The organism is Streptomyces sp. NPDC058665 (genome assembly GCF_042714995.1).
Lineage (GTDB): Bacteria > Actinomycetota > Actinomycetes > Streptomycetales > Streptomycetaceae > Streptomyces.
This window is the reverse complement of the sequence record NZ_JBHXRX010000080.1, coordinates 19,919-33,378: the sequence shown is the minus strand read 5'-3', so window position 1 is coordinate 33,378 and position 13,460 is coordinate 19,919. Positions and strand designations below refer to the sequence as shown.

Annotated in this window: 12 protein-coding genes; 8 read left to right on the top strand and 4 right to left on the bottom strand. The window is 71.6% G+C overall.

The window, feature by feature from the left end; translation table 11 throughout:
• Window positions 1-43: 43 nt before the first annotated feature.
• Both ACFWV8_RS33930 and ACFWV8_RS33925 read right to left on the bottom strand, forming a co-directional pair.
• Window positions 44-586 carry a hypothetical protein gene (locus ACFWV8_RS33930; protein WP_384213385.1) on the bottom strand — a complete coding sequence of 181 codons (543 nt, stop codon included), beginning with the start codon at window positions 584-586 and terminating at the stop codon, window positions 44-46.
• Window positions 583-1,362: a hypothetical protein gene (locus ACFWV8_RS33925; protein WP_384213382.1), complete on the bottom strand. Its 780-nt coding sequence runs from the start codon at window positions 1,360-1,362 to the stop codon at window positions 583-585. The genes ACFWV8_RS33930 and ACFWV8_RS33925 overlap by 4 nt, the downstream gene beginning before the upstream one ends.
• 495 nt (window positions 1,363-1,857) lie before the next feature.
• Here ACFWV8_RS33925 and ACFWV8_RS33920 point away from each other — a divergent pair, with 495 nt between their 5' ends.
• The 4 genes from ACFWV8_RS33920 (at window position 1,858) to ACFWV8_RS33905 (ending at window position 5,584) form a co-directional block, all read left to right on the top strand.
• The gene (locus tag ACFWV8_RS33920) at window positions 1,858-3,141 is read left to right on the top strand and encodes a glycosyltransferase family 4 protein (protein WP_384213379.1); all 1,284 of its coding nucleotides are present in this window, start codon (window positions 1,858-1,860) and stop codon (window positions 3,139-3,141) included.
• Complete coding sequence (locus tag ACFWV8_RS33915; protein WP_384213371.1) at window positions 3,138-3,938, top strand: transferase; 801 nt, start codon at window positions 3,138-3,140, stop codon at window positions 3,936-3,938. The genes ACFWV8_RS33920 and ACFWV8_RS33915 overlap by 4 nt, the downstream gene beginning before the upstream one ends.
• Before the next feature lie 77 nt (window positions 3,939-4,015).
• Window positions 4,016-4,981: a helix-turn-helix transcriptional regulator gene (locus ACFWV8_RS33910; RefSeq protein ID WP_384213369.1), complete on the top strand. Its 966-nt coding sequence runs from the start codon at window positions 4,016-4,018 to the stop codon at window positions 4,979-4,981.
• A gap of 387 nt (window positions 4,982-5,368) precedes the next feature.
• Complete coding sequence (locus ACFWV8_RS33905; RefSeq protein WP_329389441.1) at window positions 5,369-5,584, top strand: I78 family peptidase inhibitor; 216 nt, start codon at window positions 5,369-5,371, stop codon at window positions 5,582-5,584.
• 76 nt (window positions 5,585-5,660) lie between these two features.
• Here ACFWV8_RS33905 and ACFWV8_RS33900 read toward each other — a convergent pair whose 3' ends face one another.
• The gene (locus tag ACFWV8_RS33900; RefSeq protein ID WP_384213359.1) at window positions 5,661-6,647 is read right to left on the bottom strand and encodes a phosphatase PAP2 family protein; all 987 of its coding nucleotides are present in this window, start codon (window positions 6,645-6,647) and stop codon (window positions 5,661-5,663) included.
• Between the two features lie 436 nt (window positions 6,648-7,083).
• Here ACFWV8_RS33900 and ACFWV8_RS33895 point away from each other — a divergent pair, with 436 nt between their 5' ends.
• Both ACFWV8_RS33895 and ACFWV8_RS33890 read left to right on the top strand, forming a co-directional pair.
• Window positions 7,084-8,835, top strand: a complete 1,752-nt coding sequence (locus ACFWV8_RS33895) for an MFS transporter (RefSeq protein WP_384213350.1) — start codon at window positions 7,084-7,086, stop codon at window positions 8,833-8,835.
• Window positions 8,836-8,879: 44 nt separating this feature from the next.
• Window positions 8,880-10,106 (top strand): acyl-CoA dehydrogenase family protein, encoded by a 1,227-nt coding sequence (locus ACFWV8_RS33890; RefSeq protein ID WP_384213342.1) that lies wholly within the window; start codon window positions 8,880-8,882, stop codon window positions 10,104-10,106.
• Window positions 10,107-10,134: 28 nt separating this feature from the next.
• On the opposite strand, the gene ACFWV8_RS33885 is transcribed toward ACFWV8_RS33890, so the two are convergent.
• Window positions 10,135-10,569 carry a cell division protein SepF gene (locus tag ACFWV8_RS33885; protein WP_329389449.1) on the bottom strand — a complete coding sequence of 145 codons (435 nt, stop codon included), beginning with the start codon at window positions 10,567-10,569 and terminating at the stop codon, window positions 10,135-10,137.
• A 277-nt stretch (window positions 10,570-10,846) separates the two neighbouring features.
• On the opposite strand from ACFWV8_RS33885, the gene ACFWV8_RS33880 reads away from it, so the two are divergent.
• Together ACFWV8_RS33880 and ACFWV8_RS33875 are read left to right on the top strand one after the other, a co-directional pair.
• A complete protein-coding gene (locus ACFWV8_RS33880; RefSeq protein ID WP_384213330.1) occupies window positions 10,847-12,082 on the top strand; it encodes a DUF5685 family protein in 1,236 nt (411 codons plus the stop codon).
• Window positions 12,083-12,367: 285 nt separating this feature from the next.
• Window positions 12,368-13,267: a S1 family peptidase gene (locus ACFWV8_RS33875; protein WP_384213327.1), complete on the top strand. Its 900-nt coding sequence runs from the start codon at window positions 12,368-12,370 to the stop codon at window positions 13,265-13,267.
• Window positions 13,268-13,460: the final 193 nt, after the last annotated feature.

The following is a 13,460-nucleotide window of genomic DNA, read 5'->3' as shown; positions in this document are numbered from 1 at the left end:
GAGACATCCGCGTCGGCCCACCGGCTTCTCGTATACGGCCCGGTCACAGGCCCCGGCGGGGCGCGGGTGGCAGGGCCATCTGCGGGCGGCCCGACTGATACTGCCGACCGCTCTGCCAGGTGAACGGGGCCTGCTGCCCCGAGGACGACCCGTGCATCCCCGTACCGAAGGCGGTGAAGCCCAGGCTCTCCTCACCGCTCCGGTCGCCCGGCAGTGTCCTGAACGACCGCAGATACTCGGAGTACAGGGCGTCGTAGATCGGCGTGGCCGAGTATCCGGACGAGTAACCGGCCGACGGGTCCTGGGCCGGGCGCATCGCGGGGACCTGGGGCTGGTACTGCTGGCGGGGACGGTCGTATGAGTGCACGTAGGTGCCAACGACCCCGTCGTCCGTCGGATGCGGGCTGACCGGCGAAAATGCTGGTCGGGAGGGTCGGGAGGGGTGTACGGGGGAGCCGTCGGGGGCGTGGGCCGGGTCTTCGGCGCGCTCCCGCTCCTCGCCGCGGTGCTTGCCCTCGGGGCGTTCCCCGGCCCGGTACTCCGCGGGCCGGTACTCCTCCGAAGGAGCGGGTCCCTCGTCCGTCACGTGCCGGCCAGCGGCATCGCCGCCGCCACCAGGCGGCCGTCCGCCGCCGCCTTGTCGAGCGCGTCGCGCAGCAGGTCCTCCCGCGGCTGCTGCCCGATGTAGCCGACCGGCGCGGCGAAGACGAGGACCGTACGCGACTTGTTGGCGGCGGCCCGCCAGTCGCCGGTGACCTGGAGCGGCTGATGGGCCTGCCACCAGGCGACCGGGGTGCCACCGCCCGTACCGGGCTGGAGGACCGCGTGCAGCTGGCCCATGGCGAGCAGCACCGACCAGCCGGGCAGTGAGCGCGGGGCCCGGTTCAGATCACCGATCGGCTGGAAGCCCTGCTCCACCAGGAGCGGCAGGAACTCGTCCTCCCCGGCGAGCGAACCGGGCCGGGCGATGGGTCCGGTCGGCTCGACGACCAGGGCGGGGTGCAGCTGGTTGTCGATCAGGACCAGACCGCTGGTGACACCGAGGACGGCCTGGTCGCCGCCGCTGCCCGGCGCCGCCTGCGGGTCGCCGCCCGTGATGCTCCGGACGGCGCCCTGGAGCTGGTCCTCGGCCACCTTGACGACCTGCGAGGGGATGCAGGTCGCGTGGGCGAAGGCGAGGACGGCGGTCTCCTCGCCGATGAACAGCACCGTGCTGGTGCGCTCAGTTTCGGAGTCGCCCGGGGTACGGCAGGAAGTGCAGTCGTAGCTGCCCGGGGAGTTCTCGCCGACGAGCAGGCGATCGGCTTCTTCGTCGCCGATCTCGGCGCGTACGTCTTCGCTGACGTCGAGCATGCGCGGCACGGGTGGCTCCTCGAACTCGGTGCGTGGGCCGGGCTGTTCCCGGCTGGTAAAGAGACAACGGGTGAGCTGTCGCCGGGGTCACGCGCGAAGCCGGGCGAATCGAACCACCCGCCCGGCCCACGAGGTGTCCTGCCGCTCCCGCCGGGCTCGCGGGGCCTGGCACGCACGTTCCCCTCCGTGGCCCCTGAGGGGGCACGGGAGACGGCCTCCGCCGCCTCGCGACCGCAGGCACCGACGGGGCATCAGCCGCTGCCCCGGCGGGCGCTCCCGCATCGGGCCTGATCGGCAGGGCACCTCTCGCACGTACGGGTGAAGCTTCCGGCCGTCCCCGCCCCGCCGCGCGGGAGCCGCCGCCGTGCTGCGCGACGGTGCCACGGTGCCGCCGCACCCGGCGGCGGCCGACGGCGCCGCTCGCGCGTGCGCCGGCGTGCGACCGGACGGGCCGGCCCCCGGCGCCACAGTCGCTCCAGGCCGACCAGGGAGACACCGCAGCCCATGCACATCTCTTTTCTGCTCCACAACGCGTTCGGCGTCGGGGGCACGATCCGCACCACGTTCAATCTCACGCGGGTGCTCGCCGAGCGGCACGACGTCGAGATCGTCTCGGTCTTCCGCCACCGCGAGGAGCCGACGCTGAGCGCGCCCGAAGGCGTCCCGCTCCGCCATCTCGTCGATCTGCGCAAGAACAGCCCGGACTACGACGGCGGCCACCCCGACATGGCCCGGCCGGCCACCGTCTTCCCGCGCGGCGACGGCCGGCACAAGCAGTACAGCCGCCTCACCGACACCCGTATCGGCGAGCATCTGAGGTCGCTGAGAGCCGACGTCGTCGTAGGCACCCGCCCGGGACTCAACTGCCACATCGCCCGGCAGACCGCGCGCGGCCCGGTCCGGGTCGGCCAGGAGCACCTCACGCTGAACACCCACAGCCACCGGCTGCGCCGCGAGATCGCCCACCGGTATGTACTTCTCGACGCCGTCACGACCGTCACCGAGGCCGACGCCCACGCTTACCGCACCCGGCTGCGGCTGCCCGGCGTACGGATCGACGCGGTGCCCGGCAGTGTGCCCGAGCCGGCCGTCGCCCCCGCCGACTCCACCGGGAAGTGGGTCGTGGCGGCGGGCAGACTGACCTCGGTCAAGCGGTACGACCTGCTGATCACGGCCTTCGCCAAGGTGGTGGCCGCGCGGCCGGACTGGCGGCTGCGGATCTACGGCGCGGGCGACGCGACCGGCAACGAACGCGACGCGCTGCGTGCCCTGATCGACGAGCGCGGGCTCTACAACCACGTACAGCTCATGGGCACGGCGAACCCGCTGGAGCCCGAGTGGGTCAAGGGCTCGATCGCCGTCGTGACATCGAGCGTCGAATCCTTCGGCATGACCATCGTCGAGGCGATGCGCTGCGGCGTGCCCGTCGTCTCCACCGACTGCCCGCACGGGCCGGGCGAGATCATCGAGGACGGGGTCGACGGCCGCCTGGTGCCGGTCGGGGACGTGGACGCGATCGCCGGCGGACTCCTCACCCTGATCGAGGACGACGAACTGCGGCGGCGTACGGGCCTGGCGGCCCTGAAGTCGTCCGCCCGGTTCGACCCCGCGCGGATCGCCGAGCGCCACGAGGCGCTGTACGCCGAACTGGTCGCCCGGGGGAGGAACGGGGGACCGCGCGAGACGGTGCTCGGCACCGTACGGCGCGGCCGTGGCCTTCTCCTGGGAGGCGCGCACTCCGTACGCGAACTGGCGGCGGCCGCCGTCCGCAAGGGGAGGACCGCGTGAGCGCCCTCGTCGCACACTGCACGGCCGACGCGGCCGGCACCGTGACCTTCGAACTGGCCGGAGCGGCGGAGGCTTCCGGTGCGGAGCTGGTGCTGCGGCGGCGCGGCGCCACGCCGGCCGACGAGGTCCGCCTTCCGCTGACCGGACCGCGCGCCGTACTCGACCGCGCCACCCCGCTCGCCGAGGGCCGCTGGGACATCCTCCTCGTCGTGGAGGGGAGCAAGGGCCAAGGTGACGGCGACGGACAGCCCGTCCGGCCCGGCACCAGGGACGTACGCGCGCTCGTCGACCGGATCCCCGGCGCGGGCCCGGTCACCGTCCGCGTCCCCTACCCGACCGCCGACGGCCGCCTCGCGCTGCGCTGCTGGGTCCGCGCACCCCACGCGGAGGCCGGGGCGATCCAGCTCGCGGACGGTGCCATGACCGTACGGGGCGTGCTGTACGGCGCCGACGCGGGCGACGGCGCGAGTGTCGAGGCGCGGCGCAACCCGAGCGAGGGCGCCGCGGCACCCCGAACGCACCGGGTCCCGCTGACCGGCGGTGCGGACGGCGCCTTCAGCTTCACGCTGCCGTACGCGGAACTGGCCGAACCGGCCATGACCGCACGGCGGTTGTGGGACCTGTGGCTGCTGCCCGCACCCGGCGCGGACCCCGTCAGGCTCTCCCGGATCCTCGACGATGTATGGGACCGCCGGAGCATCCATGTCTACCCGGCGTACCGGGCGGACGGCTGGCTGGCCGCCCCCTGCTACTCGGGCGACAACAACCTCCATGTACGGCTCGACCCGCGGACCTGAGCGTCTCGGCCCCCGAGCGTCTCGGCCGACCGTCCATGCGGACGGAAGCTGTCCTCGACGGCTGACAGAATCTCCGCATGCTGGACACCTCGGCCCGACTCCTGCGTCTGCTCTCCCTGCTCCAGGCCCACCGCGAATGGTCGGGCCCCGATCTGGCCGAACGCCTCGGGGTGACACCGCGCACCGTACGGCGCGACGTCGGCCGGCTCCGTGAGCTCGGCTACCCGGTGAACGCCAGTCCCGGCACCGGCGGCGGCTACCAGCTCGGCGCCGGGGCCGAACTGCCGCCGCTCCTGCTGGACGACGAGGAGGCCGTCGCCGTCGCCGTCGGACTGCGTACGGCGGCGGGCAACGGCATCGACGGCATCGGCGAGACGTCCGTCCGCGCCCTGGCCAAGCTGGAACAGGTCCTGCCCGGCCGGCTGCGCCGCCGGGTCGGCGCGCTCAACGCGTTCACCGTCCCGATGCTCCGGGGCCCCGGCTCGACCGTCGACGCGAGCGTGCTCACCGAGCTGGCGAATCTCTGCCGGGACGGCGAGCGGCTGCGTTTCGACTATCTCGACCACGGCGGCGCCGCCAGCCGCCGCACCGTGGAGCCGCACCGGCTGGTGTGCACCGAGCGCCGCTGGTATCTGGTGGCCTGGGACCTGGACCGCGCCGACTGGCGTACGTTCCGGGCCGACCGTGTCACCCCGAGGCCGCCGCACGGCCCCCGCTTCCCGCCCCGCGAACCGCCCGCCGACGATCTGGCCGCCTATGTCTCCGAGGGCGTCTCCACGCGGGCGTACGCCAACGCCGCGGTGTTCAGGCTCCATGTCTCCGCGGCCGATGCGGCGCAGCTCGTGTCACCGTCCGCCGGTGTGCTGGAGCCGGTCGACGCGCACAGCTGTCTGCTGCGCACCGGGGCGGGCGGCCTCGACGTGATGGTGGTCCACGTGATGCTCCTCGGTGTCGACTTCGAGGTGGTCGAACCGCAGGAGCTGACCGCGCACATACGGACGGCACGGGACCGCCTTTCCAGGGCGCTGGGGGACGCTCCGTAACAAGAGAGGGACGGGAGCCGCCGCGTTCGCCCCTCATCCGGAAGGTGTCGTACCGCCCGTGATTGTGCGAGGGGGAGGTTAATTCCAAGCCGCGTGTCAATTACCGGAGGTCCGTCGAACGGGGGAATTCGGGGCATAAAAAATACGGTGATCTTCGAACCTGCCGAATTGCTTATCGCTTACTTACGGCCGATGTGTGAAGGCCTCCGAGAAGGCGCCGGGGAGTCGCCGAACACATGTCGTGATCCTGTGACACAAGTGTGACGCTGTCGTATGTAAGTGAGTGGGGACAGTGACCGCGAAGCCCGCCAGGCACCCGCTTCCGTCACCGTCCGGCGTCACCCGCCGGCCGGGCCGGAAGCGCCGACAAGCCCTACGCTGAGCCCTATGGCATCGATACCGACACCTCCGGCGCAGCCCGACGACGCGCCCGACTCCTATGTGGGCCTCGGCGCGGTCGAGGCCGAACGCATCGCGCGCGAGCGCGGCTGGACCACCGTCAGAGCGCTGCCGCCGGGCGCCATCATCACCCTGGAGTATCTCCAGGGGCGGTTGAACTTCGAGGTCGAGAACGACACCGTCATCCGCTGCTGGCTCGGCTGAACCCGCGCGTACGAGCGCTCACGAACGGGAAGACCCCGGCGCGCGCGCCGGGGTCTTCCGCTGTCGGGACCGGAGTTCAGCCGCCCGTAAGCGGCCGTGAGCGCGGCGGACGGCGGCTGCCCGCCGGGGTGATCGGCGTCCGCTCCGAGCGCGCCGTGGCGTGCGGCCGGGGCTGGGTGAGCTGCGCGGAGGTGTTCCTGCCGGCCGAGTTGCGTCCCGAGTGCGCCGTGCCGACCGTCGAACGGCCGGCGTCCTCGTCCTCCTGCGCCGGGAGTTGAGGGACTATCACGGGCCAGGGCCCGCCGGCGGGCGCCGGCTCGGACACCGTCCTGCGCCGCTCGCGCCACCGCTCACGCACGGTGAAGACAGCGGCCTCCGTACGGGCGATCGTCGGCTCGAACCATGGCAGGGCGAGCAGGATCAGCAGACCGGCGACCCAGCCGAGCAGCACGTCGCTCAGCCAGTGCGTACCCAGATAGACGGTCGTCGCGCCGACCCCGAGCGCGACCACGGACGACCCGATCGACAGATAGCGCCTGGCCCGTGGCGTGGTGGCCAGATAGGCCAGGATGCCCCAGGTCACCACCGCGTTCGCGGTGTGTCCTGAGGGGAATATGTCGCCGCCCGCGAAGAGTTCGGCCGATCCGATCTGCGTCGCGTAATGCGGGCCGAGCCGGCCGAGGCCGAGCTTCACCGCGCCCACGGTCACGTTGAGCAGCAGCAACGACGCGCCGAGGACGAGCAGCGGACGCAGCGTGTGCTGGCGCCAGGACCGCCACCCCAGCCAGGCGGCGATCATCACTGCGGTGGGGCCGCGCTGGCCGAGCACCACGAAGTAGTCGAGGAAGGCGTGCAGTTGCTGCCACTGCTGGTACGGCCGGAACAGCATGATCTTCCAGTCGAGGACCACCAGCCAGGACGAGGCGAGGACGGCGACGACGATGGCGAGATAGATCGCCAAAGTCCCGCCGAAGAGGGTCGCGCGGGTACGGCTCATCCGCGGGATCTCTATCTTCGGCGGCTCCGGCTCCCGGTCCAGTCGGGCGAAGATGTCGGTACGCACCCAATCGACGTTACAGCGAGTGAACGGCCGACTCGGTCGTTCCAGTCTCTTTGTGATGACGATGTGATGTGGAGTGTGTCTCGGATCGCTGTTTATCCGAGGCGGTTCCGCAATTTCATGTGACCTTCCGCCCTATTGCCCGTGGCGGGGCCCCGGTAACTGTCTATCTGCGAAACAGAATTAGTTCACCGTGGCGTCGCACGGAATTTTCCGGCCGCTTGACCGAAGCTTGACCGCGCCGAGGTGACCCCCCGGCCGCCCGCGGCCCGTCCCCGTACGCCACACTTCGACGTCCGGCGGGTGAGATGAGCCACGTTCGAAGCAGGGGAACTCGCGTACTGTGTCCGGCACTCGCCCGCCGATGCCGGGCCGCCCCGGGGGACCGCCACCGCCCCGGCCGGTCCGCCGAGCGCGAGAATCATTGGGAGGTAGGGAGATGTCCGGGACCACCACGGCCGGAGCGCGCCTGCGTGCCGCCGTCGGCGGCGGTGCCCATGGCGCCGGCGTCAACCGGTGGGCCGTCCTGGTCGTCCTCTGCGTCAGTCTGCTGCTCGTCGCGCTCGACGCGACCGTGCTGCACGTCGCCATCCCCGCCGTCACCGAGGACCTGCGCCCCAGCGGTGTCGAGCTGCTGTGGATCGTGGACGCCTACCCGCTGGTCTGCGCCGCGCTGCTGATCCTCTTCGGCACCCTCGGCGACCGGATCGGCCGCCGCCGGGTCCTGCTCCTGGGCTACGGCATCTTCGGCCTGGCATCGGTGGCCGCCGCACTCGCCTCCTCGCCCGGCATGCTGATCGCCTCCCGCGCCCTGCTGGGCGTCGGCGGCGCGATGATCATGCCCGCCACGCTCTCCATCCTCCGCGCGGTCTTCCCCGACCGGCGCGAGCGCGCCATGGCGATCGGCATCTGGACGGCGGTGGCCGCCGTCGGCGCCGCGACCGGACCGGTGCTCGGCGGGTTCCTCGTCGAACACTTCTGGTGGGGTTCGGTCTTTCTGATCAATGTGCCGCTGATGGCGCTGATCCTCCCCGTCGCCCGCTTCCTGCTGCCCGAGTCGAAGGGCGGCTGCGACGGTCCCTGGGACGTGGCCGGCGCGCTGATGGCGGCGGCCGGGGTGCTCGGCGCGGTCCTCGGGGTCAAGCGCCTCGGCGCCGGAGCCTCGATGCTCGACGTCAAGACCTTCGGCCCGCTGCTGCTCGGCGCGGTCCTGCTCTTCCTCTTCGTACGGCGGCAGAAACGCCGGAAGCATCCGCTCATAGATGTACGGATGTTCGCCCGGCCTGCCTTCTCGACCTCCGTCGGCTGCATCGTCCTCGCCATGCTCGCGCTGGTCGGCCTGGAGCTGATCGCCGTCCAGTACCTCCAACTGGTGCTCGGGCTCAGCCCGCTGGAGACCGGACTGCGGCTGCTGCCGCTCACCTTCGCCGCCATGGCGGCGGGCGCCACCGGGTCGTACACCCTGCGCGGGGTCGGTCCGCGCCGGATGGTGGCCTGCGGGTTCGTCCTCACCGCGGGCGCCGTGCTGCTGCTGGTGATGATGGGCGACCACGACCGGCCCGCGCTGCTGACGACGGCTTTCGTGCTGCTCGGTTTCGGTCTCCAGTCCACGCTCTTCGGCGCGTACGAGTCGATGCTCAGCGAGGCGCCACCCGAGCAGGCGGGCGGGGCCGCCGCCATCGGCGAGACGTCGTACCAGCTCGGCGCGGGCATGGGCATCGCGCTGCTCGGCAGCGTCATGAACGCGGCGTACGCGCCCGGCCTGGCGTCGGGCGCGGTCGACGGGGTGCCGGCGGCGGCGGGGTCGGCCGCCTCCCACTCGCTGGGGGAGGCGTACCAGGTGGCCGCCCAGCTGGGTGGTCCGACGGGCGAGGCCCTGCGCAGCGCGGCGCGTCAGTCCTTCGTGCACGGTCTGCATGTCACGCTCCTGGTCAGCGCGGCCCTGCTGCTGCTCGGCGCGGTGGCCGCGCTGCGGCTGCCCCGGGTGATGGACTGCGGCGCACCGCCCTGCGGGGAGGCCGCGGAGACGGCGGAACGGGTGGGAACGGGGATACCGGGGCCACGCGACGGCGCCGGAAGGGACGGCGGGGCGGTCGGCGCCGCCGTCCCCGCGGGCCGGGCCCCGGCGCGCGGCGGTGACTCTGGACGGGCCCCGGCCCTGCGCCGTAATGTCGGCGCCGAGCGTAACTAGCGCTGCTAGTTTTACTGATCCGCGAGCCGCCGGAGGCAGCCCTCATGTCCGCACCCTCAGCCTCGACGCCGTCCTCCTCGAAGCCCTCGTCCTCGAAGCGTCCGCCCTTCGACCCCCGCGACCCCCTCGGTCTCGACGATCTGCTGGAGCCCGAGGAGCTGGCCGTCCGCGACACGATGCGCTCCTGGGCCACCGACCGGGTCATGCCGCACATCGCCGAGTGGTACGAGCGCGGCGAGCTGCCCGGCATCCGTGAACTCACCCGTGAGCTCGGCTCCCTCGGCGCGCTCGGCATGTCGCTCCAGGGCTACGGGTGCGCGGGCGCCAGCTCCGTGCAGTACGGCCTCGCCTGTCTGGAGCTGGAGGCCGCCGACTCCGGCATCCGCTCGCTCGTCTCCGTACAGGGCTCGCTCGCGATGTACGCGATCCACCGGTTCGGCTCCGAGGAGCAGAAGCGGCGGTGGCTGCCCGGCATGGCGGCCGGCGAGACCATCGGCTGCTTCGGTCTCACCGAACCCGACCACGGCTCAGACCCGGCCGGGATGCGCACGTACGCCAGGCGCGACGGCACCGACTGGGTGCTCACAGGACGCAAGATGTGGATCACGAACGGGTCGGTCGCGGGTGTCGCCGTCGTCTGGGCCCAGACGGACGACGGCATCCGCGGCTTTCTCGTACCGGCCGGCAGCCCCGGCTTCTCGGCGCCCGAGATCAAGCACAAGTGGTCGCTGCGCGCGTCGGTCACCAGCGAACTGGTCATGGACGAGGTACGGCTGCCGGCCGACGCCGTACTCCCGGATGCGACCGGTCTGCGCGGTCCCCTCAGCTGCTTGAGCCATGCCCGTTACGGGATCGTCTGGGGCTCGATGGGGGCGGCGCGCGCCAGTTTCGAGTCGGCGGTGGACTACGCGAAGACCCGCGAACAGTTCGGCAGGCCGATCGGCGGCTTCCAGCTCACCCAGGCCAAACTCGCCGACATGGCGCTCGAACTGCACAAGGGGATTCTGCTCGCGCACCATCTCGGCCGGCGGCTGGACGCGGGGAGACTCCTCCCCGAGCAGGTCAGCTTCGGCAAGCTCAGCAATGTGCGGGAGGCGATCGAGATCTGCCGTACCTCGCGCACGATCCTCGGCGCCAACGGGATCTCGCTCGAATATCCCGTGATGCGCCACGCGACGAATCTGGAGTCGGTGCTCACCTACGAGGGCACCGTCGAGATGCACCAGCTCGTGCTGGGCAAGGCACTCACCGGTCTCGATGCCTTCCGGTGACCGGGGGACGACCCGGTGAGTGCCTCGCTCAGCTCTGGTTGAAGAAGCCGTCCCGGCCGTGTGTCTTCGACTCCCCGCTGACGATCTCGGTGTCGGCGGGGGTCAGCAGGAACACCCGGGTGGCGACACGGTCGATCGAGCCGCGGAGGCCGAAGATCAGACCGGCGGCGAAGTCGACGACGCGCTTGGCGTCGGCGGGCTCCATCGCGGTGAGGTTGAGGATGACCGGGACGCCCTCCCGGAAGAGCTCGCCGATGCCACGCGCGTCCCGGAAGCTCTCCGGCGTGACGGTGGCGATCCTGCGGTCCTGTTCGGGAGCAGACTCGGCGGCGATCCGCACCCGCGGATCGGTCTTCCAAGCCTCGTTGCTCTCGGCACCCTCGGAGTACTCGTCGTCGTAGTAACGCTCGTCGTTGTCCTCAACGAGGCCCAGCCAGGCACTCGCCTTGCGCACCGATCCCATGGACGCCTCCTTTCACCGCGGTCGCTTGTGGTTCCGCATCCCTATGGTTGTCCATGATGCGGATTGCGCGCCAAGTGGATTGTCGGCGCGCAGGGGATTCGTGACGGTACTGGTGCAGAAGATATGGCGATTCGTCAGGGTTCTTCCTGCGTACGGGCCCTGACGCACTGAAAATATGAAAGTCCGGCCAGACGGGTGACGGTGGGGACGTACGAGTGAATCGTCCGCTCGATACGATGCCAGGCGCACCGTCGAACCACACCCCGGGGGAAGCACCGTGTTCGGAATTGTGAGGCCTTGCGGCCATCGGCTCTCGGAAGGGCTCAAGACCGAGTGGATGGCTCATCTGTGCGGGCTCTGCCTGGCACTTCGTTCGGACCACGGACAGTTCTCCCGCATCGTCACCAACTATGACGGCCTGATCGTCTCCGTCCTGACGGAGGCTCAGGCCGAGCGCAGCACCGGATGGCGCCGTACAGCTGGCCCCTGCCCACTTCGCGGCATGCGAACCGCTCCGGTCGCGAAAGGCGAGGGAGCACGTCTCGCGGCGGCCGTCTCGCTGGTGCTCGCCTCGGCGAAGGTACGGGACCACGTCGCCGACGGGGACGGGGTGTTGAAGCGCAGGCCGGTGGCGCTCGCCGCGCGCCGGATAGCCGGCGGCTGGGACCGCGCGGGCGCGCGCACTGGCGCGGAGCTGGGCTTCGACACGGCGGTGCTCGTCGACGCGGTCGACCGGCAGACCGGCATCGAGGCACTCGCCGGCCCCGGCACCCCGCTGCTCACCGTCACCGAGCCGACCGAGACGGCGACGGCCGCCGCGTTCGCCCACACCGCCGTACTCGCGGGCCGGCCGGGCAACATGGCGCCGCTCGCCGAGGCGGGCCGGCTCTTCGGACGGCTCGCGCATCTGCTGGACGCCGTGGAGGACCAGGCCGCTGACGCCGCGTCGGGTGCCTGGAACCCGCTCACGGCGACGGGCACCTCGCTCGCCGAGGCGCGCCGGCTCGCGGACGACGCGCTGCACGGCATCCGGCTGGCGCTGCGCGACGCGGAGTTCGTGGACGACAAGCTGGCGCATGTGCTGCTCGCCCACGAACTGGGTACATCCGTCGACCGTGCCTTCGGGACGTCGTCCTGTTCGCACGAGGGGCGGGCGTCTGTCCAGGGCGGCGGGAATCCCTACGACGGGCAGGGCGGGAATCCGTACGGGGGCGGGAGCGGGAATCCGTACGGCTCGAACAATCCGTACGGGGGCGGCAGTCAGGGCGGCGGCAATCCGTACGGCGGCGGGAGCCCCGGCGGTCCCGGCGGCGGCGCGCCCGACCCCCTTCCGCAGCCGCCCCGGCCGGAGCGGCGTGGCTTCTGGGCCGGCTGCGCGGTGGCGATCGGCCTCTGCTGCACCTGCAAGCTCTGCTGCGCCAAGGAGTACGAGGGCCCGTGGTCGCGCAAGAAGCGCGAGGGCTGCTGCCGGGACTGTGACTGCGACTGCTGCGACTGTTGTTGCGACTGCTGATTTCGGCCCCGGGGCGGCCTCGGTCCGTGCGGTGCGGACCGGGGCCGTCCCGGCATGTGGGCAGCGTGCGGATCACGCGCCGACAGCGGTTTCAGGACGATCAAGCGGCATTTCGGCCGATGGAGTGGCCGGAAGACGCCCTTGCGTGGGCAGTTGGCCCACCCAATACTCCCTCACAGCGCTTGTCAGGGGCACGGCATATCCGGAATACGGACGTGTCTCTGACTGCGCCTCACGGGCCAGACCACCCCAATCAGGCCCCAGATTCCTTCGGAGGAACGACACGTGAGGATCAAGCGCACCACCCCCCGCAGTGGTATTGCGAGACGTACGCGGCTGTTCGCCATCACCACGGGTCTCGTCGCCGCCGCCGCGCTCGCCGTTCCCACGGCCAGCGCCGACACGGCCGGGACCTTCAGCGCGAACCAGCTGACGGCGGCGAGCGACGCCGTCCTGGGCGCCGACGTGGCCGGCACCGCCTGGTACGTCGACAAGACGACCAACGCCCTCGTCGTCGAGGCCGACACCACCGTCAGCGCGGCCGAGATCGCCGAGATCAAGCGCGAAGCCGGCGCCAACGCCGGTGCCCTGGAGATCAAGCGGACCCCCGGCAAGCTCTCCAAGCTCCTCTCCGGCGGCGACGCGATCTACTCGTCCGTCGGCCGTTGCTCCGCCGGGTTCAACGTACGCAGCGGCAGCACCGACTACTTCCTGACCGCCGGTCACTGCACCGAGGGCAACCCGAGCTGGTACACCAACTCGGCGCGTACCACCCTCATCGGCCCGACGGCGGGCTCCAGCTTCCCGGGCAACGACTACGGCATCGTGCGTTACTCCAACGCCTCGGTCCCGCGTCCCGGCACCGTCGGCGGCGTCGACATCACCAGCGCGGCCAACGCCACTGTCGGCATGTCCGTGACCCGTCGCGGCTCCACGACGGGCACCCACAGCGGCTCCGTCCAGGGCCTCAACGCCACGGTCAACTACGGCGGCGGCGACATCGTCTCGGGCCTGATCCGCACCAACGTCTGCGCCGAGCCCGGCGACAGCGGCGGCCCGCTCTACTCCGGCAGCCGCGCCATCGGCCTCACCTCGGGCGGCAGCGGCAACTGCTCATCCGGCGGTACGACGTACTTCCAGCCGGTGGTCGAGGCGCTGAACGCGTACGGCGTCAGCATCACCTGAGCACCGCCCGCCGGCCGGTCCGACCGGCTGAGCCGGACTGAGCCGGACTGAGTCGAGCTGAACCGAGTCCCCGCCCGTGAGCTCCGGGCGGGGACTCGACGCGTTTCCGGTGCGCACCCGCGCACGGTGAACTCCCCTGCCAGGGGGGCGATTTCAAGACAGGACTAGTCCTCACCCATCGCCGAACCCGTGG

Excerpts from the sequence above, each read along its gene's own strand:
- ACFWV8_RS33920 (WP_384213379.1), top strand. The coding sequence starts at position 1,858 with ATGCACATCTCTTTTCTGCTCCACAACGCGTTCGGCGTCGGGGGCACG.
- ACFWV8_RS33910 (WP_384213369.1), top strand. The coding sequence starts at position 4,016 with ATGCTGGACACCTCGGCCCGACTCCTGCGTCTGCTCTCCCTGCTCCAG.
- ACFWV8_RS33905 (WP_329389441.1), top strand. The coding sequence starts at position 5,369 with ATGGCATCGATACCGACACCTCCGGCGCAGCCCGACGACGCGCCCGAC.
- ACFWV8_RS33895 (WP_384213350.1), top strand. The coding sequence starts at position 7,084 with ATGTCCGGGACCACCACGGCCGGAGCGCGCCTGCGTGCCGCCGTCGGC.
- ACFWV8_RS33890 (WP_384213342.1), top strand. The coding sequence starts at position 8,880 with ATGTCCGCACCCTCAGCCTCGACGCCGTCCTCCTCGAAGCCCTCGTCC.
- ACFWV8_RS33885 (WP_329389449.1), bottom strand. The coding sequence starts at position 10,569 with ATGGGATCGGTGCGCAAGGCGAGTGCCTGGCTGGGCCTCGTTGAGGAC.